Origin of the sequence: Aeromonas sp. S9(2024), assembly GCF_041403185.1 — a bacterium.
In the GTDB taxonomy this organism is placed as follows: Bacteria; Pseudomonadota; Gammaproteobacteria; order Enterobacterales; family Aeromonadaceae; genus Aeromonas; species Aeromonas enteropelogenes.
In genome coordinates this window covers 1-19,503 of record NZ_JBGLRE010000010.1, presented here as the reverse complement: position 1 = coordinate 19,503, position 19,503 = coordinate 1, and the positions used below count along the sequence as shown (strand labels likewise).

Here is a 19,503-nt window from a genome sequence, read left to right as displayed (position 1 = left end):
ACTTATGGCAAATAAAGAGCAAATCTCTGCCCTGATGGATGGTGACCTGAGTGACGCACAAGTACTGAACGAGCTGGAGCTGGACTCCGACTTGCAAGATACCTGGGGTCGTTACCACCTGATCGGCGATGCCATGCGGGGGGACCTGCCGGTCAATCTGCAGCTGGATCTCAGCGACAGCATCATGGCCGCACTGGAAGATGAGCCCACCGTACTGGCACCCAAGCCGGTCGAGGCCAAACCGGTTGCGCCTCAGGCACAACCGGAAATGGAACCAGCCAAGACAGATTCCAATGTGGTGCCGCTGTTCCGCCGTATCGGCCAGCAACTTGGCCAATACGCCATTGCGGCATCGGTCGCCGCGGCGGTCATCTTCGGGGTACAGCAGTATCAGGGACAGGACGGCGTGCCGACCAACCCTGTGCTCAATACCATCCCTATCGGTGGCAGCGCGGCCCCGGTCAGCGTGCACTATCCGCAAGAGGGTAACCGCAATCGCCAGCAAGGGTTGACCGAGCAGCAGATGCAGGAGCAGCGGGAACGGATCAACGCCTTCCTGCGTGACCACCAGTTGCAGCAACGTCTGCTGCAAGACAGGCAAATTCAACAATAACGAGTCGTCAGGGATACCAACAACGTGCGCCAGTCCAGCCGTATTTTGCTGGCCTCTCTCCTGCTGATCAGTGCCAAGGCCTCGGCCGACGATAAGTCGGCCGAGGCCTTGTTGCAGCAGATGCAGAGTGCCGTGCAGCAGCAAAACTTCGAGTTATCCATGGTCAAAGCCCGTCAGGGGCGCCTTGAGCCGATCCGCATCAGTCATGCCGTGATCGATGGCAAGGAGGTCGCTCATCTCAGCTATCTCGACGGCAAGGCCATCGAGTATCTGCAGCGCCAGGATGAATTCACCTTTTTTGAAAACAGTCATGAACCCTACACCCTGAAGGGGGCACGCTTCCCGGGCGTCTGGTCGACCCTGGTGAAGATGCCGCTTTCCCGGGTGATGGAAAGCTATGACGCCGTGCTGGCCGGTCGCAGCCGGGTAGCTGGTGTGGTGGCCCAGGTCGTCAGACTGGTGCCAAAAGAAGCAGACAAGTATGGCTTCGTGCTCTGGATCGATGAGCAGAGCAACCTGTTGCTGCGGGTCGACATGGTGGAGCGGGAAGGCAATCTGGTCGAGCAGGTGCTGGGTGTCGATCTGGAGCTGCAGAGCAAGCCGGCACCCTGGCTGGTTGCCCTAGCCAAGCGCAAGCTGCCGGAGGCGCTGGCGCTGGAAGATGCCTATCCTGCCCCACAACAGGTGCTGAGCTGGCAGATCACCTGGCTGCCGGATGGCTTCAAGGTGCTCTCTCGCGACAAACACCAGCTGGTGACCACCAGTCTGCCTGTGGACTACATGATGCTCTCCGATGGTCTGGTGGACCTCTCCGTCTATGTGGCCCGGGTCGATCCCAAGCAGGCGGTGCGCCAGCAGCTGATCCGCCAGGGAGCCACTTCGCTGGTGAGCTATGTCAACGAGGTGGGGGTCGAGATCACCGTCGTGGGGGAAGTGCCTGCCGAGACGGCCAAGCGGATCGCCGAGTCGGTCCAGCCCCTGGCCCGCAACGAAGCGGTACAATAACGCTGGCACAGAGGGGAAGGGCGCTTGCCGAACCTGGCAAAGCGTGTTCAGATCCTGTGCTTTGCAAGCCCGAGGTGTTGCCGTGAACGAGATGAGTGAAGAGCTGGCGACGGTTGTTGCCATTGAGGGCGACCATGCCTGGGTGGAGTGCGAACGGCGCTCCGCCTGCAGCGGTTGCCAGCAACAATCCAGCTGTGGCACCGGCACGGTTGCCAAGGCGTTTCCCCTCAAGGCGCCGCGTCTGCGGGTGCGATTGACTGCCGAGGTAAGCGTCGGCCAGCAAATCAGGCTCGGTATCCCCCAGGAGAGCCTGCTGCGCGGTGCCGCACTGGTCTATGTGCTGCCGCTCTTCTGCCTGTTGGCGGGGGCTCTGCTGGGCCAGCTCTGGCTGGCGCCGCTGCTCGCCGGGGGGGAGGGGATCACCATTCTCTTCAGCGTATTGGGGGGCGTGCTCGGCTTTTTACTGGTTCGTTACTTTTCCAACCGCCTAGATCAGGGGCGCTACGGTCCCCGGATGATCGGAGTGGTGGTTCCTGTCCGCAATCTCTCTTGACCCGGTGGGTGCTATTTGACGGGCGCTGGCGACTAAAGAATGGCCGTCAGCCGGGTTATCCAGTAAAATCGCGCCTCCATAACCGACCTTAAACCAATTTTGAGTGACTCTTGCTCGATGAAACACATTCGTAACTTCTCGATTATTGCGCACATCGACCACGGTAAATCGACCCTGTCGGACCGTCTGATCCAGACTTGCGGCGGCCTCTCCGACCGCGAGATGCAGGCTCAGGTGCTTGACTCCATGGAGCTGGAGCGCGAGCGCGGCATAACCATCAAGGCGCAGAGTGTGACCCTGAACTACCAGGCACAAGACGGTAACACCTACCAGCTGAACTTTATCGATACCCCGGGCCACGTGGATTTCTCCTACGAGGTTTCCCGCTCTTTGGCGGCCTGTGAAGGGGCACTGCTGGTAGTGGATGCCGGCCAGGGGGTTGAGGCACAGACTCTGGCCAACTGCTACACCGCCATGGAAATGGATCTGGAAGTGGTGCCGGTGCTGAACAAGATTGACCTGCCGGCTGCCGAGCCGGAGCGTGTTGCCGAAGAGATCGAGGATATCGTCGGCATCGATGCGGTGGATGCGGTGCGCTGCTCCGCCAAGACCGGCCTCGGCGTCGATCTGGTGCTGGAAGAGATCGTGGCCAGGATCCCGGCACCGGAAGGTGACCCGAACGCTCCGCTGCAGGCGCTGATCATCGACTCCTGGTTCGACTCCTACCTGGGCGTCGTCTCCCTAGTGCGGATCAAGAACGGTTCGCTCAAGAAGAACGACAAGATCAAGGTCATGAGCACCGGCCAGACCTGGGGCGTCGATCGCATCGGTATCTTCACCCCCAAGCAGGTGGATACCGACGGCCTGGGTTGTGGCGAGGTAGGTTGGGTTGTCTGCGGCATCAAGGACATCCACGGCGCGCCGGTGGGCGATACCCTGACTCTGGCCAAGCACGGTGCCGAGAAGGCGCTGGCGGGTTTCAAGAAGGTGAAGCCGCAGGTCTATGCGGGCCTGTTCCCCATCTCCAGCGATGACTACGAGTCCTTCCGCGATGCGCTGGAGAAGCTGTCGCTCAACGACGCGTCCCTGTTCTATGAACCGGAGAGCTCCACCGCGCTGGGCTTTGGCTTCCGTTGCGGCTTCCTCGGCATGCTGCATATGGAGATCATTCAGGAGCGTCTGGAGCGTGAATACGATCTGGATCTGATCACCACGGCGCCGACCGTGGTCTACCAGATTGAGCAGACCGATGGCACCACCATCCACATCGACAGCCCGGCCCAGATGCCTGCCATCACCAGCATCAAGGAGATGCGCGAGCCGATCGCCGAGTGTCACATCCTGCTGCCGCAGGAGTACATGGGCAACGTGATTACCCTCTGTATCGAGAAGCGTGGCGTGCAGACCAACATGGTCTACCACGGCAAGCAGGTGGCGCTGACCTATGAGATCCCGATGGCGGAAGTGGTGCTCGACTTCTTCGACCGCCTCAAGTCCACCAGCCGCGGCTACGCCTCCCTGGATTACGGCTTCAAGCGCTTCGAAACCTCCGACATGGTCCGTCTGGACATCATGATCAACGGCGAGCGCGTCGACGCCCTGGCCATCATCACCCACAAGGACAACGCCCAGTATCGCGGCCGTCAGGTGGTGGAGAAGATGCGCGAGCTGATCCCGCGCCAGATGTTCGACATCGCCATCCAGGCTGCCATCGGCAACCAGATCATCGCCCGCAGCACCGTCAAGGCCCTGCGCAAGGACGTGACCGCCAAGTGTTACGGTGGTGACGTGAGCCGGAAGAAAAAGCTGCTGAACAAGCAGAAAGAAGGTAAGAAGCGGATGAAGTCCCTGGGCCGTGTCGACGTGCCGCAGGAGGCTTTCCTCGCGATTCTCCACGTCGGAAAGGATTGATAGATGGCTAGCACGTTTTCCCTGATCCTGGTGGTGGTCTGCGCGATCACCGGTGTTATCTGGTGCCTGGACAAGATGATCTGGTCCAAGCAGCGCGCGGCCAAGATCGCCGTGGCCCGTGCCCACGGCGGCGCCAATCTGGACGAGAAGACCCTGGCCAAGGTCGCTCCCGTGCCGGTCTGGATCGAACAGACCGCCGGGATCTTCCCTGTCATCACCTTCGTGTTGGTATTGCGTTCGTTCATCTTCGAGCCGTTCCAGATCCCGTCAGGCTCCATGATGCCCACCCTGCTGGTGGGCGACTTCATCCTGGTGGAGAAGTTTGCCTACGGTCTGCGGGATCCGGTGACCAACACCAAGTTCCTCGAGACCGGTGAGCCCAAACGCGGTGATGTGGTGGTGTTCAAGTACCCGCTCGAACCGCGGGTGGACTACATCAAGCGGGTAGTCGGCATGCCAGGGGATCGCGTTATCTATCGCAACAAGGAGCTGATGATCCGGCCCAAGTGCGAGGAGCAGGAAGGGAAAACGTGCCCGGGCTTCAAGAAGCTCGACATCAAGTTTGAACAAAGAGGTGAATTTACCCAGATGGGGATCCCCCTTGACCGCTATACCGAGCAGTTGGGCGACGTCTCCCACGAGACCCTGCGCAATCCGCTGATGCCCGATATGGTCGGCCGTTACTATCGCCAGCCGGGCACCTACCCAGACGAATGGGTGGTGCCGGAGGGGCAATACTTCGTGATGGGCGACAACCGTGACAACAGTACCGACAGCCGTTTCTGGGGCTTCGTGCCCGAGCAGAATCTGGTCGGCAAGGCGGTCGCTATCTGGATAAGTTTTGAATTTGAGCGCGAAGAAGGCTCCCTGCTGCCAAGCTGGGTACCGACAGGGGTGCGCTTCAACCGCATTGGCGGAATCAAGTAAATGAATATCAAGATGAACAGACTGCAGTCCCGTCTCGGGCATGTCTTTCAGGATCAAGAATTGCTGACCCGGGCGCTGACTCACCGCAGCGCCGGTTCCCGTCACAACGAGCGACTGGAATTTCTGGGGGACTCCATTTTGAGTCTGGTGATTGCCGATGATCTGTTCCACCGCTTCCCGCAAGCGGCGGAAGGGGATCTCAGCCGGATGCGTGCCACCCTGGTGCGCGAGAAGACCCTGGCCGAGCTGGGCCGGGAGTTCGACCTCGGGGATCACCTGATCCTGGGGCCGGGTGAGCTGAAAAGCGGCGGTTTTCGCCGTGAGTCCATCCTGGCCGACACGGTCGAGGCGGTGATTGGCGCCATCTATCTGGACTCCAATCTCGAGACGATCCGGACCCTGCTGCTGGGCTGGTATGCCAGCCGCCTGGAGGAGATCAAGCCGGGCATAGAGCAGAAGGATCCCAAGACCCGTCTGCAAGAAATTCTGCAGGGAAGCCGCAAATCCCTGCCGACCTATACAGTGACCAATGTCAAGGGCGAGGCCCACAACCAGGAGTTCACCGTGCAGTGCGAGGTGGAAGGTCTGGATGGTCCGCTGGTCGGGGTCGGCACCAGTCGCCGCAAGGCCGAACAGGCCGCGGCGCAGCAAGCATTGGAAAGACTGTCATGACTGCTATTGATGCAAGAGGCCGCGGTCTTTCAACACAACAGGCATTGGAAAAACTGTCATGACAGATACTACCTACTGCGGCTTTGTCGCCATCGTGGGCCGCCCCAACGTGGGCAAGTCCACTCTGCTCAACAAGCTGCTTGGCCAGAAGGTCAGCATCACCTCGAAGAAGCCCCAGACCACCCGTCACCGGATCCTGGGGATCGACACCGAGGATAACTACCAGACCATCTATGTGGACACCCCGGGTCTGCACATCGAAGAGAAGCGGGCCATCAACCGCCTGATGAACCGCGCCGCCACCAGTTCGCTGGGAGACGTGGCCATGGTAGTGTTCGTAGTCGACGGTACCCACTGGACCAAGGATGACGAGATGGTGCTGGGCAAATTGCGCCACCTCAAGTGCCCTGTGGTGCTGGCGGTCAACAAGGTCGACAACGTCAAGGAGAAGGAAGAACTGCTCCCCCACCTCGAGTGGCTGGGTCAGCAGATGGCCTTCTCCCACATCCTGCCCATTAGCGCCCAGAAGGGCACCAACGTGGCCAAGATCCGCGAGTGGGCCAAGGATCTGCTACCGGAGAATGTGCACTTCTTCCCGGAAGATTACGTGACAGACCGCTCCTCCCGTTTCATGGCCTCCGAGATCATCCGCGAGAAGCTGATGCGTTTCACCGGCGAGGAGCTGCCCTACTCGGTGACGGTGGAGATCGAGCGCTTCAAGGTTGAAGAGAGCGGCATCTTCCACATCAATGCCCTGATCCTGGTGGAGCGCGATGGCCAGAAGAAGATGGTCATCGGCAACAAGGGTGAGAAGATCAAGACCATAGGCACAGAAGCACGCCTCGACATGGAACGGCTGTTCCAGAACAAGGTGCACCTGGAGCTGTGGGTCAAGGTCAAGGCGGGCTGGGCCGATGACGAGCGCGCCCTGCGCAGTCTCGGGTATGGTGACGATTGATTGCTGACCCCGGCTTTCGTCATCCACAGTCGGCCCTATCGGGAGACCAGCCAGCTGGTCGAGGTATTCACCCAGGATAGTGGTCGCTTTACCCTGGTGGCTCGCGGTTCCCGCGGGCCACGCTCCCCTCTGAAGGGGCTGCTGCAGCCCTTTACCCTGCTCACCATCGCCTGGCGTGGCAAGGGAGATCTCAAGAACCTCACCCAGGTGGAGTGCCCGGATCACTCCCTGCGCTTAGGGGGCGATCGCCTCTTCTACGGCCTCTATCTCAACGAGCTGGTCTACTACCTGCTGGAAGCCCATACCCCCTTCCCCGAGGTGTTTGATGCCTATGCCCGTGCCATCATGGCGCTGGCGGATGGCGAGACCCCGGAGCTGCCCTTGCGACGCTTCGAATTCCTGCTGTTGCAGGCCCTCGGTTATGCGGTGGACTTCGAATATGCCGCCGACGACGATGCGCCGATCCAGCCCGAACTGCTCTACGGTTTCGAGCGCGAATTGGGCTTTGTCGCTTGCGAGCGAGCGCCGGATCCCCGTACCCTGTTCCTCGGTGCCCACCTGCTGGCCTTCGCCGAGGGACGTTTCGATACTCCCCCCCTGCTGCAGGCGGCCAAGCGTTTCAGCCGGCTGGCCTTGCAACCCTATCTCGGCAAACGCCAACTCAAGAGCCGGGAGCTGTTTTTGAAACGCAAAGCCAGCATGCAAGGCTGACATACGGATATCGGAGCTGGCGCCAAGGCGGCAGCCGCACAGTCAACAAATGAAGTGTTTCAAGGAGTCGTCATGAGTGAAATCTACCTGGGTGTGAACATCGACCATATCGCCACCCTGCGCAATGCCCGCGGCACCCAGTACCCGGATCCGGTACAGGCAGCCTTCGTGGCCGAGCAGGCCGGTGCCGATGGCATCACGGTGCACCTGCGGGAAGATCGCCGCCACATCACCGACCGTGACGTGGAGATCCTGCGCCAGACGATCCAGACCAGGATGAACCTAGAGATGGCTGTGACCGAGGAGATGATCGGCATCGCCTGCCGTATCAAGCCTCACTTCGTCTGCCTGGTGCCGGAGAAGCGCACCGAGGTGACTACCGAGGGTGGCCTGGACGTAGCCGGCCAGCTGGACAAGGTGACCGATGCGGTGGCTCGCCTCTCTGCCGTCGGTGCCCAGGTGTCGCTGTTTATCGATGCCGATCCGGTCCAGATCGATGCGGCCGCCGCGAGCGGCGCTCCCTTTATCGAGATCCACACCGGTCGCTACGCCGATGCCATCACGGATGCCGAGCGCAACGCCGAGTTCAAGCGTATCGCCGCCGGTGCCTCCTATGCCGCCGGCAAGGGACTCAAGGTCAATGCCGGCCACGGCCTGCACTATCACAACGTCAAGGCCATCGCCGCCATTCCCGAGCTCTATGAACTCAACATTGGCCACGCCATTATCGGTCGCGCCGCCTTCGACGGCCTGGCCAAGGCGGTCAGCGATATGCGTGCACTGATGCAGGAAGCCCGTCAGGGGATCTGATCGGCCGAGACTGACAAGAGATAAAAAGGGACGCTGCGGCGTCCCTTTTTATCAGTGCAGCCCGGCATGCTGAATTGTGCCTGGCCTGTGGTTTGCTAGCTGGCGGGGGCCAGCTCAATGGAGGGAGTCAGTTCAAGGGTAATGAGCTCCAGCGGTGCCAGCTTGATGACGGCGCCATTGCCAAGCGAAGAGGGGACGGTCGGGTTGTTGCCATAGCGTGACCGAACCTCGAAGTAGCTTGCCTCCCCCGACGGGATCTCAAGTTGACGCTGTGGTTCCAGCAGGAATTGTTGAGGCTGGCTCGACGGATTGCGCAAGGTGATAAATGCTCTGTCGGGGCTCCACGCGGCCCAGCCGTAGACTTCCTGCAGGGTGGGATCGCCGCCGATCCAGTGGCTATCAAACAGAGTGTCCTGGTTCTGGCGTGACCAGAGCGCCGCCCTGGCCAGCAGATCCCAGTTCTCACCGGTCAGCAGCTCGGGAGTGAGGTAGAGCTCCTGCAGCTGGGTACCGGTGGCGAAGTAGCTCCAGGCCTGATCGGCAAAGTCCTGCGGTGACTGCTTGTCCAGATGTTTGGCCTGCTTGGCATAGACCAATCCGTGCAGCATCAGGGAGTTGAGCGGAAACAGGGGACCGTTTTTGACGATAGAGCGATAGGTTTCGGCATCCCGATAGGTGATCCATTGCTGAACCTTGGAGCCCGGACCGTAGAAGTTGATGTCATCGCCGCCGCGCCAGATGGAGTCGGCGAAGAACAGCCAGGCGGGGGAGGCCGTAGTACCCGTGGTCAGGTTGATAAACACATCCTTGTTGGTGGCCCGCGCATCCGCGATGAGATTGATAGCGGCATCGAAGTCGCTGGTGAAGCGGCTCCCCTTGATCAGCTTGTCCGCATTGCCGGTCCCGTCGAACTTGAAGTGAGTAACCCCCTGTTCCTTGATGAGCGACATCACCTTCTGGTGGAAGTTTTGATAGTAGATCGGGCCCGAGAGGGCGAACTTGCCATCGCTCAGCTCATACCCGAACTCGGCGGCATGGGAAATCCGCTCATCCCTTGGCTTGTTGTAGCCGCCCCAAGGGGAAAGCCAGATCCCGAGCTGGGCATGGTATTTTTCGGCAGCTTTTTTCAGTTTGTGAAAACCGTCGGGGAAGTCCTTGCTAAATGCCCAGTTGCCCTTGCGATTGTCCCAGCCATCATCAAACAGAAAGCCGTTTACGGGTACCCCACGCTGTTTGACCAACGCCTCGCCAATCTGGTTGATACGCTTTAGTGCCTCGGCTTCGGTGTAAGGAGTGAAGAAGCCTATGTCGAGCCAGGAGTTGTAGTGCAGATAGGGGGCGTAAGGTCTGTCGCGGGCGTCATTGATAAAGCGGTTGAAGTCGCGTCTGAGCTGGCCCTCACCGAAAGTGCCGATATAGGTGCGATAGCTGAGCGGTTTGTCCTGCGAGAGGGGGAGTTTGAGGGAGACAAGTTGGCTGACGCCCCCCTCGTAGGCACGGGTGTTGACCAGTGGATTCTGCGGCGTGATGAAGAAGCTGTCGCTGATGATGGGGGAGCTGTTGATGGCGCCATAGACGAACGGGGCCTGGGTGCAAAATGGCAGCATAGAAAAACCGTTGATCCGCAGGTCGTTTTGCCGAGTGCCCAGTGAGAAATCAATGCTGGCGTAGCTTTTGTTCGAGGGCAGCCGGATAGCGCTTTTGACCACGAAGTCGGCGTTTTTCAACTCTATGTTGATATGGTCTTGCACCTTGGCGAACGCCGTGACTCTGAAGTCGGCCGATGAGGTCAGCCGATCATCCATACCTTTGATATCAAACAGGTTGTTCGAGCGGATGAGATCGCCGTTGGCAGTATTGGTGAAGGTGATCTCTCGGAACTGGTCGGCCGCTGTCTCGACGGTGATGCGGTACTGGTTTCCCTCCAGCGACATCACCTCGGCTCGGGCGAAGGTGGGTAGGGTCAGCATGACCAGCAGCGTCATGCTCGCGGTACGTGAGTGCATGGTTGTCTCCGTGCGGTTGTGGAAAGGTCAGAATGGTGTGCCGGCGGGTTGCCTCCTGTGGCTTGTGGATGGGGAGATTCGAACAAACCCAAGGTGGCGTATCGGAAAGTGGCTGTCAGCCACCAGTTGATACAGGTGGCTCTCCTGTTTATCTCGCAGGACAAGACCCTGCATCCCTTTCATTCCACCACCCTTGCCCGTCTGGTCATCAGAAAAAGTTTCGATCCGTTTCAAAACCATATGCTTGTGGCCTGCACAACAAAACAGAGTGCAGCCTGCTCTATGAGTAAGATCACAAAAAGAAAGGTATCGAAGTTTTTTGAGATTTATGTGTAGCGAGTCACTGTGTTCTCTTGCACAGGAGAAAGGCTTTGTTGTGGCTTTATCATCGAATCATGATGGATGGAAACGAAATGAAATCTTTGTTTCAACACATCGCTTCGGCAGAAGAGTCTGTGCAAATAGCTGAAAAGCGTCGCTTCATTACTCTGAATACCTATGATGCCATCCCGGGAGAAGCGGCCTCTAGCGTGCGCCATGTAGGTGGTTCCTGACTCTTGATTGCACGCAGATGCATACCAGCTCAAGGTCGCAACCGAAGGACATAGCTCAGAGCAATAAGCTATAAGCGATTGATGTCAAAAGGGTTACACTGACTGGCCTGCACACTGGAAGAGCCCCTTATGTACCGACCCGAGATTGCCGAGATTGAACCCGTTGCCCGCGCCGCGGGGGAGGCCATCATGGCCATCTACAGCCAGCCCTTTGCGGTAGAGTACAAGAGTGACGAGAGCCCGCTCACTGCCGCCGACAAGGGGGCCCACGAGGTGATAGTGCGAGAGCTTGCCAAGCTCACGCCGGATATCCCCGTGCTGTCGGAGGAGTCGGGCCCGCAAGTGATGGCCGAGCGGCTGGAGTGGCGGCGCTACTGGTTGGTGGATCCTTTGGATGGCACCAAGGAGTTTGTCTCCCGCAACGGCGAGTTCACCGTCAATATCGCGCTGATTGCAGAGGGGGCACCGCGCTGGGGGCTGGTCTACGCTCCCGTGCTGGACAAGCTTTGGTATGGCGGCAAGGGACTCGGTGCCTGGTGCATCGCCGATGGCAAGTGTGAGGCCATCCAGACACGCCCACACCGGGAAGGAAGCCCCTGGCGGGTGGTGGGCAGCCGCAATCACCTCTCCCGGGAGACCCTCGACTATCTGGCACGCTTTGGTGACATGGAACGGGGCGAGATTGAGCTGGTCTCCATGGGCAGCTCTCTCAAGTTCTGCATCATCGCCGAGGGGGGCGCCGAGCTCTATCCCCGTCTTGCGCCTACCTGCGAGTGGGACACGGGGGCCGCCCAGGCGGTACTGGAGGGGGCCGGCGGCAGCGTGACCCGGCTCGATGGCGAGCCCCTTGTCTACAACAAGCCGGATATCCTCAATCCCTGGTTTGTCGCGAAGGCCTGATCGGGCGTTGCCGGCAGCCGAGGCAGAAAAAAGAGGCCGGACAGTGTCCGGCCTCTTTGCATCCATCCTTTGCGGCAGCGGTCTCTTAAAAGACCTTCTTGAACGGTTTGACCGTGACGCTGGCATAGATGCCGGCCGCCACATAGGGATCGGCATCGGCCCAGGCCCGGGCATCTGCCAGGCTGGCAAACTCGGCGATGACAGTACTGCCGGTGAAGCCGGCATCGGCCGGATCCTCAGCATCAATGGCCGGGTTGGGGCCGGCGGTCAGCAGGCGCCCCTCATCCTGCAGTGCCTGCAGACGGGCCAGGTGAGCGGGGCGAGCCTGTTTGCGCAGCGGCAGGCTGTTGGGAACATCTTCCGAATAGATGAGATACCACATGAGAGCGTCCTTTTCTTGATGCGATTATTTTTTCAGCTCGCCTTTCTGCTCGGCGGGCAGGTGGCGATAGAGGTAGGCACCGCTTAGCAGGGTAAAGACCAGGGTCATGCCGAGCAGGCCGAATACCTTGAAGTTGACCCAGATCTCCTGCGGCAGATTGAATGCCACATAGAGGTTGAGCAGACCACAGACGGTGAAGAAGCCGACCCAGCCGAGGTTGACCTTGTCCCAGATGGCATCTGGGGCTTGTAGCTCCTTGGCCAGCATCTGCTTGATCAGGTTCTTGCCAAAGCCGTAGCGGCTGATGAGCAGCCCCAGGGCAAACAGGGCGTTGACCACGGTCACCTTCCACTTGATGAAGGCGTCATCGTGGAAGAAGACGGTGAGACCGCCGAAGAAGCCGACCAGCAGGAAGGTGAACAGCTGCATCTTCTCGACCTTGCGATAGCGCACCCAGCCATAGATGAGCTGCAGGCCGGTCACCACCACCAGGGCGCCGGTAGCCATATAGATGTCGTAGAACTTGTATACGGCAAAAAATACAATAAGTGGAATAAATTCAATAAATTGCTTCATGTCTGGCCCATTGCCCTCAAAATTTGGTTCAGTTTACCTGCAAGGTGGATAACGGCAAATGAATAAGACCGCTCATTTTGCATCCGGTTCCCTGTCGCTACTCTGGTCGAACATCTGGCCGGCAATCTCGCCGCCGAGGCGTTTCTGATCCGCCAGTAGCTCGCGAATATGGCGCTCTTCGATAAGCGGATTGAGCAGCACGGCCCGCAACAGGGTGAGGGGCTGGACACCGTAGCGCACCACAGCCCGCTGGGTACGGGAGACAAAGCTGTGCCCCTCGGCCCGCTGGGCCTTTTGCAGGGCGACATTAAAGGCGTTGATCTGCGCGTTGGCAGCCTCGTTCAGGGGCTTGCCCTGCAGATGGGGCGGAATGCAGCGATAGGAGAGCAGGTTCATCACGGGAGCCGACATCAGCTCGAAGGCGGGATCCGCATCGATGAGCGCCGCCATCAGGCGTGCCCGATCGTAGTTGGCCTCGATAAGGCTGGCGTAGCCCTGCTGGCCAAACAGCTGGAAGGCGGCGTCCAGATAGAGGGCGTTGGCGGGGCGGGTTCCTTCCAGGGTGAAGCGTCCCTGATCAAAGGAGCTGGCACGAATGGCGTAGGGGGCCTCGCGCTTGACCGTCATCATCAGATCCGGCTGGCGGCAGAGCAGCATGCCGGTACCGAGCGGCACCAGCAGTTGCTTGTGGCCATCCAGGGTGACGGTATCGGCCCGCTCGATCCCCTCCAGCAGCCCCTGATAACGGGGAGAGAACAGGGTCGGACCGCCCCAGGCGGCATCCACATGAAAGTGGATCTGCTCGCGCTCGGCGATGGATGCAAGCTCCGGCAGGGGATCGATGGAGCCAAAGTCGGTACTGCCGGCGACGCCGACCAGTGCCAGCACCTTCAGCTTCTGTGCCTTGCACCGGGCAAGGGCCTGCTCCAGCGCCGCCAGGTCGAGCCGGTTGTGCTCGTCGGTGTCGAGGCGCCACACGCTTCTGGCCCCCAGCCCCAGCAGATCCATCCCCTTGTCGAAGGAGTAGTGCATCAGCCGCGAGCCCAGGATCACGGCGCCGCGATAATCCTGCTCATAGAGGGCGAACAGGTTGTCGCCACAGGCTCGGTTGCGTGCCAGCCAGAGGGCGGTGACGTTGGCGATGGTGCCGCCGCTGGTCATGACGCCGAGGGCGGCATCCTTGGCATGCATCTGCTCGCCATAGAAGTCGTCATCGGCGCGGTAGATGAGGCGGTGCAGCTTGGCCAGAACCTCCCGCTCCAGAAAGCTGAGCAGACGGGAGGACTCCATCTTCATCGGATTCTGGTTGAGCATCACCAGCAGGCGCGATAGCTCGGCGGTGAAGGCCGGTAATGGTGCCGTCATGTGCCCCATGTAGCGTGGCGAGGTGAGGTGGGAGGCGCCGGGCACCAGGATGGCCAGCCGGGCCAGATAGTCGTCGATGCTGATGCCCTGGGTCGGCATGCGGGACTGATCGAGCTGGTGGGTGAACTGATTGCGCTGGTAGGGAGCCTGGCTGTCATCCGAGTGGTGAAAATGCTCCAGCAGGGCGGTCATCGCCTCGCCAAAGGCCGGGGTCGGTTGTGTAAACAGCTCAGTCAGCTTCATCAGGTTCTCCAGACCAGATCACCGGGGTCGGTGTGCATGTCCCTTGTCGCGGGCGTCGGCGGCAGAGCATACACCATAGGGGGGGAGGGGGACAGCCATCCCCTTTTTTAAGCTAACACTTGTACACTGAAAATGGGCTGGGTAGAGTGGAGCCAGTTATCGTGGAGTGCGTATATGAGTGGTGAGATGGATTACTCCCCCCGGGAGGAGCTGGCCAACCGGCTGAGCCATGGGGCGGGCCTGCTGCTGGGGATCGTCGGTCTGGTGCTGTTGCTCGTCAAGGGATGGGAACAGGGAACCCGGGCGCTGGTCAGCTATGGCCTCTACGGGGGCAGTCTGGTATTGCTCTACCTCGCCTCGACCCTCTATCACAGCGTGGCGGAGGGAAAAGCCAGGCGCTGGTGCAAGGTCTTCGACCACTGCGCCATCTATCTGCTGATCGCGGGCACCTATACCCCTTTTCTGCTGGTGACTTTGGATACGCCGCTGGCGCGTGGCTTGATGGCGGTTATTTGGGGGCTGGCGCTGGCGGGAGTGGTGTTCAAGCTGGTCTTCATCAACCGATTCAAGCGGTTGTCGCTTTTTACCTATCTGATGCTGGGCTGGTTGTCGCTGCTGGTCATCTATCAGCTCTATATTCACCTGGCCGGTGCCGGCCTGCTGCTGCTCGCCCTGGGTGGACTGGTCTACAGCCTGGGGGTCATCTTCTATGTGGCCAAGCGCATTCCCTATAACCACGCCATCTGGCATCTGTTCGTGCTGGGGGGCAGCATTTGTCACTTTGCGGCCATCTATGGTTATGTTGCTGACTAGCTCTTAATTGGTATTTATCACCGTTTTAAAGGATAAATTCGTGCGGTATCACACAGTTGGCCCCGGCTTTTACTGACAAGCTAGTCACAGTTTCAATTCGCAAAGGATGCACAAGATGAGTGATATCGCGCTTTCCATCAGCATATTGTCGCTGGTGGCGGTGCTGGGGCTGTGGCTGGGCAACTGGCGGGTCTATGGCGTTGGATTGGGAATAGGGGGGGTGCTATTCGGTGGCATCATAGTGGGCCACTTCGCAGGGGTCTCCGGCTTGGCGCTGGATTCGCAGACCCTTCATTTTATTCAGGAATTTGGCCTGATCCTGTTTGTCTATACCATCGGCATCCAGGTCGGTCCGGGCTTTTTCTCCTCCTTGCGCAGCTCCGGGCTCAAGCTTAACGGCTTTGCCGCCCTGCTGGTGCTGCTCGGCTGCGTGGTGGCGGTGGTTCTGCATCAGCTGTTTGATGTGCCGCTGCCGGTGATCCTCGGGGTTTTCTCTGGCGCGGTCACCAATACTCCATCACTCGGTGCCGGTCAGCAGATCCTGGGCGAACTCGGCGCCGCGCCCGGTTCGACCGGCCTGATGGGGATGGGTTATGCGGTGGCCTATCCATTCGGCATCTGCGGCATCCTGATCACCATGTGGCTGGTGAGAGTCTTCTTTCGCATCAAGATCGACGATGAAGCCGCCCTGTTCGAACAGCAGACCGGCAAGACCAAGGAGAGCCTGCAGACCATCAATATCGCGGTGCGCAACCCCAACATGCATGGTCTGATGCTAAGCGAGATCCCCAGCCTCGACGAGTCCGATGTCATCTGCTCCCGCCTCAAGCGCGGCGAGGAACTGATGGTGCCCAAGCCCGAGTCCCGCATCGAGCTTGGGGATTTGCTGCATCTGGTTGGCGAACGCCACGCCCTGCACAAAGTGCTGCTGGTGCTGGGAGAGGAGGTGGAGACCTCTCTCTCGACCCGTGGCACCGATCTGCGGGTGGAGCGGGTAGTGGTTACCAACGAGCAGGTGCTCGGCAAGAAGATCCGCGATCTCGACATCAAGCAGAAGTACGATGTGGTGATCTCCCGCCTCAACCGGGCTGGTATCGAACTGGTGCCGACCAGTCAGACCAGCCTGCAGTTCGGTGACATCCTCAACCTGGTGGGGCGGCTCGACGCCATCGAGGCGGTCACCAATGTGGTGGGCAACGTGCAACAAAAACTGCAGCAGGTGCAGATGCTGCCGGTGTTCATCGGTATTGGCCTCGGCGTGCTGCTGGGATCCATCCCCTTCTATCTGCCGGGATTCCCCGCTGCCCTCAAGCTGGGGCTGGCGGGCGGGCCGCTGGTGGTGGCGCTGATCCTGTCGCGGATCGGCAGCATCGGCAAGCTCTACTGGTTCATGCCCCCTAGCGCCAACCTGGCGCTGCGAGAGATTGGCATAGTGCTGTTTCTGGCAGTGGTCGGCTTCAAATCGGGTGCCGGCTTTGTCGATACCCTGATCAATGGTGATGGCCCGGCCTGGATGCTCTATGGCGCCGCCATTACCCTGATCCCGCTGCTGGTGGTCGGCGTGCTTGCTCGCCTCTATGGCAAAATGAACTACCTCACCCTGTGCGGTTTGCTGGCGGGTTCCATGACGGATCCCCCCGCCCTGGCTTTTGCCAACGCCATGCATCCGACCAGCGGGGCCAGCGCCCTCTCCTATGCCACCGTTTACCCTCTGGTCATGTTCCTGCGGATCATCTCGCCGCAGCTGCTTGCCATCATCCTCTGGGCTGGTGCCTAGTATTCCGTCCGGGTGGGAGCCCGCCTGATCAGGCTCCTACCATCATCATCTGCAATATATTGATAAAAAACACTTTTATTGCCACACCTCCGCTTTGCAACACCCTTCTGTCTGGCTGAAAATTCGAGGTTTAAATCGGTCCATCTGTTCGAATTTTCGAACTGGTTATTTGCACCATCAAGGAGCAAAGTACGCTGTGGTTTTTTGTATGCCAAAAACAGGACTCAGGAGTGAAAATGATCACCAATAGCATTACCTTGGCACAGGGCGTAACCGTTACCCAGCTGAAAGGAGAGGTCTATCTGCTGGCCGCAGATGGCAGCCGCAAGCTGTTGGCTGAAGGTGATGTAGTGCCAAAAGGTGCAGTGATCATCTCTCCGGAGGGGGGGAGTTTTCTCGGGGGGGAGCAACAGTTCACCCTGAGCCCCGCAGAAGAACCCCGTGAACAAGTCCAAGAGGCAGAAACCCTGCTGGCGCAAAATGGAACAGCCGGTGCGCCGGATGATATCAATGCGCTGCAACAAGCGATCCTGGGGGGCGCCGACCCGACCCAGACCTTTGAAGCCTCGGCTGCTGGCGGGGCTCCTGCCGCCGGTGGTGGCGTGGGCGGTGTGGCCGGTGCCAGCGGCAACGGTGGCTTCGTCACTATCGACCGTACCGGTGATACCACCATCTCCCAGGCCGGTTTCGACACGACCTACAACACCAATGCTGAACCCCCGCGCGATGCGCTGGGAGGGGAAGAGCAGACATTTATCTCCACCAACCTGACACTCTCAGCAGCACCTCAAGTGAATGAAGGTGGCACTATCACTTTCACTGCGTCAGTGGATACACCGGTTTTTGGTACCGATCTGATAGTTACTCTCTCCAACGGTGCCGTTATCACTATCCCAGCCGGCCAGAGCTCGGGTTCAGTGACCGTTGCAGCCCCCAGCGATAGTCCTTATGTCGATCCGTCAACCATCACAGTCGCGATCACCGGCACCCAGGGTGGTGGCTTCAATCAGATCATTACCGGTCCTTCGACGACCACCGAGATTAACGACACCGTCGACACCACCACAGTGACCTTGAGCGCTCCGGCGCAGGTCAATGAAGGGAGCCAGATCACCTACAGCGCCAGCGTCAACAACGCGCCGCAAGGCGATCTGGTGCTGAGCCTGTCGAACGGGGCGAGCATCACCATCAAGGCAGGCGAGCTGAGTGGCAGCGTGACGGTCGCCGCGCCTGGCGACGATGTCTACAAAGATGGCAGCAACCTGACGGTGAGCATCACTGGCAGCAGCGGCGGCAACTACGAAAAACTGGATACCAGCAGCACGGTGACCACCGAGGTGGCCGATACGGTGGACACCACCACAGTGACCCTGAGCTCGGCCACCGCCGGCCAGGAGGTGGTCGAGGGCGGCAGCATCGTCTACACCGCCAGCGTCAACAACCCGGTGAGCGGCAGCCCGCTGACCGTGATCCTTTCCAACGGCGTGGTCATCACCATCCCGGTGGGAGCCAGCAGCGCCAGCAGCGATCCGGTGCCGGTACGTGGTGATGACATTTATCAGCAAGGTGAAGAGTCACTGAGCGTCACTATCGATAAGACCAGTGGCGGCAATTACGAGAATGTGGTTACCACTGGCACTATCACCAATACCGTGGTGGATGATCAGGATGCGCCGACCCTGACCCTGACCGGCGATGCCAATGTGGTCGAGGGGGGCAAGGCGAACTACACCCTGACCATCAGCGACGCGCCGAAAACCGATCTGACCGTCAAGGTGGTGGTGGGTCACATTACCACCAACGAGGGGGATGTGCAGGCGGTGACCCGCGACCTGGTCATCAAGGCGGGTACCACCTCGGTGAGCTTTGATGTAGCGACCTTGGATGACGTCTACGCCGAGCCGGCCGAGCAGTTCCGGGTGAGCGTGAGCGAGACCAGTGGCGGCGGTTACGAGCAGGCGCCAGCGCTGCCAGGGGCGGTGACCACCACGGTGACCGACGAGCCGCAGGGCCAGGGCGACCAGGTATCGGTGACCATCGAGAGCAATGGCGATGTGAGCGAAGCCGACCAGCCGGTGTTTACCATCAAGGTGAGCCAGGCACTGGACAGTGACCTGACCGTCACCCTGAGCAACGGCGCACAGGTGGTGATCGCCAAGGGCCAGACCAGCGCGACCTACAGCCCGGACGCGCAGGGTGACGACGTATTCAAGGACGGCGAGACCCTGACCGTGGGCCTGAAGGAGGCGGTGGTTGACGGCAAGAGCTTTGAAAACCTGACGCTCGGTGGCGACGCCAGGGTCCAGATCAGCGACACCGAAAGCGAGGTGGTGGCGACCCTGACGGCGGACAAGACTACCGTGGCCGAAGGGGGTGAGGTGACCTACACCGTGACCCTGACCAGCAAAGACGGTTTGCCGGTGAATGGCCACAACGGCCTGAGCTTCACCCTGAGCAACGGCGAGACCATCACCATTGCTGCCGGCCAGACCAGCGGCAGCGTGACAGTGACCGCCGGGGATGACGTCTACAGCGGTGGCCAGGCGGACCTGAGCGCCAAACTGACCGGCGTGAGCGGCGCGGACAACTTCGAGCAGCTGACCCTGGGCCAGGAGACGGTGACCACCACGGTGACCGACGAGCCGCAGGGCCAGGGCGACCAGGTATCGGTGACCATCGAGAGCAATGGCGATGTGAGCGAAGCCGACCAGCCGGTGTTTACCATCA

The 19,503-nt window shown here is 60.0% G+C and carries 18 protein-coding genes; 14 read left to right on the top strand and 4 right to left on the bottom strand.

What is annotated here, in order from left to right:
* The first annotated feature begins 4 nt into the window (after nt 1-4).
* The 9 genes from ACB028_RS15655 (at nt 5) to pdxJ (ending at nt 8,160) form a co-directional block, all read left to right on the top strand.
* On the top strand, nt 5-613 hold the full coding sequence (locus ACB028_RS15655; protein WP_042028304.1) for an RseA family anti-sigma factor: 609 nt from the start codon (nt 5-7) through the stop codon (nt 611-613).
* Nucleotides 614-637: 24 nt separating this feature from the next.
* Nucleotides 638-1,618: a MucB/RseB C-terminal domain-containing protein gene (locus ACB028_RS15650; protein WP_124239621.1), complete on the top strand. Its 981-nt coding sequence runs from the start codon at nt 638-640 to the stop codon at nt 1,616-1,618.
* A 91-nt stretch (nt 1,619-1,709) separates the two neighbouring features.
* Nucleotides 1,710-2,171, top strand: coding sequence for a SoxR reducing system RseC family protein (locus tag ACB028_RS15645; protein ID WP_371144747.1), 462 nt, complete (start codon nt 1,710-1,712; stop codon nt 2,169-2,171).
* A 117-nt stretch (nt 2,172-2,288) separates the two neighbouring features.
* Nucleotides 2,289-4,082 (top strand): translation elongation factor 4, encoded by a 1,794-nt coding sequence (gene lepA, locus ACB028_RS15640; protein WP_042028307.1) that lies wholly within the window; start codon nt 2,289-2,291, stop codon nt 4,080-4,082.
* 3 nt (nt 4,083-4,085) lie between these two features.
* Nucleotides 4,086-5,009: a signal peptidase I gene (gene lepB, locus ACB028_RS15635; RefSeq protein ID WP_026456173.1), complete on the top strand. Its 924-nt coding sequence runs from the start codon at nt 4,086-4,088 to the stop codon at nt 5,007-5,009.
* Nucleotides 5,010-5,681 carry a ribonuclease III gene (gene rnc / locus ACB028_RS15630; RefSeq protein WP_371144673.1) on the top strand — a complete coding sequence of 224 codons (672 nt, stop codon included), beginning with the start codon at nt 5,010-5,012 and terminating at the stop codon, nt 5,679-5,681.
* 58 nt (nt 5,682-5,739) lie between these two features.
* Entirely contained in the window at nt 5,740-6,639 is a 900-nt protein-coding gene (gene era / locus ACB028_RS15625; RefSeq protein ID WP_026456171.1) for a GTPase Era, read from the top strand.
* Complete coding sequence (recO, locus tag ACB028_RS15620; RefSeq protein WP_042028311.1) at nt 6,640-7,350, top strand: DNA repair protein RecO; 711 nt, start codon at nt 6,640-6,642, stop codon at nt 7,348-7,350.
* Between the two features lie 72 nt (nt 7,351-7,422).
* Complete coding sequence (gene pdxJ, locus ACB028_RS15615; protein ID WP_371144672.1) at nt 7,423-8,160, top strand: pyridoxine 5'-phosphate synthase; 738 nt, start codon at nt 7,423-7,425, stop codon at nt 8,158-8,160.
* Between the two features lie 95 nt (nt 8,161-8,255).
* Here pdxJ and ACB028_RS15610 read toward each other — a convergent pair whose 3' ends face one another.
* On the bottom strand, nt 8,256-10,166 hold the full coding sequence (locus ACB028_RS15610; protein WP_371144671.1) for an enterotoxin: 1,911 nt from the start codon (nt 10,164-10,166) through the stop codon (nt 8,256-8,258).
* 413 nt (nt 10,167-10,579) lie between these two features.
* Here ACB028_RS15610 and ACB028_RS15605 point away from each other — a divergent pair, with 413 nt between their 5' ends.
* Nucleotides 10,580-10,720, top strand: a complete 141-nt coding sequence (locus ACB028_RS15605; RefSeq protein ID WP_371144670.1) for a hypothetical protein — start codon at nt 10,580-10,582, stop codon at nt 10,718-10,720.
* Nucleotides 10,721-10,849: 129 nt separating this feature from the next.
* Nucleotides 10,850-11,620, top strand: a complete 771-nt coding sequence (gene cysQ, locus ACB028_RS15600; protein WP_371144669.1) for a 3'(2'),5'-bisphosphate nucleotidase CysQ — start codon at nt 10,850-10,852, stop codon at nt 11,618-11,620.
* A gap of 85 nt (nt 11,621-11,705) precedes the next feature.
* Here cysQ and ACB028_RS15595 read toward each other — a convergent pair whose 3' ends face one another.
* The 3 genes from ACB028_RS15595 to ACB028_RS15585 all read right to left on the bottom strand — a co-directional run bounded on the left by ACB028_RS15595 (nt 11,706) and on the right by ACB028_RS15585 (nt 14,186).
* Nucleotides 11,706-12,002: a YciI family protein gene (locus ACB028_RS15595; RefSeq protein WP_026456167.1), complete on the bottom strand. Its 297-nt coding sequence runs from the start codon at nt 12,000-12,002 to the stop codon at nt 11,706-11,708.
* Between the two features lie 24 nt (nt 12,003-12,026).
* Complete coding sequence (locus ACB028_RS15590) at nt 12,027-12,578, bottom strand: septation protein A (protein ID WP_026456166.1); 552 nt, start codon at nt 12,576-12,578, stop codon at nt 12,027-12,029.
* Between the two features lie 72 nt (nt 12,579-12,650).
* Entirely contained in the window at nt 12,651-14,186 is a 1,536-nt protein-coding gene (locus tag ACB028_RS15585) for a pyridoxal-dependent decarboxylase (protein ID WP_371144668.1), read from the bottom strand.
* Between the two features lie 174 nt (nt 14,187-14,360).
* Here ACB028_RS15585 and ACB028_RS15580 point away from each other — a divergent pair, with 174 nt between their 5' ends.
* From ACB028_RS15580 to ACB028_RS15570, 3 genes are all read left to right on the top strand, one after another.
* Nucleotides 14,361-14,999 (top strand): hemolysin III family protein, encoded by a 639-nt coding sequence (locus tag ACB028_RS15580; RefSeq protein ID WP_042028321.1) that lies wholly within the window; start codon nt 14,361-14,363, stop codon nt 14,997-14,999.
* A 115-nt stretch (nt 15,000-15,114) separates the two neighbouring features.
* Nucleotides 15,115-16,776, top strand: coding sequence for a putative transporter (locus ACB028_RS15575; RefSeq protein WP_225633267.1), 1,662 nt, complete (start codon nt 15,115-15,117; stop codon nt 16,774-16,776).
* A gap of 236 nt (nt 16,777-17,012) precedes the next feature.
* Nucleotides 17,013-19,503, top strand: a 2,491-nt coding sequence (locus tag ACB028_RS15570) for a retention module-containing protein (RefSeq protein ID WP_371144667.1), incomplete at its 3' end; no start/stop codon positions are given.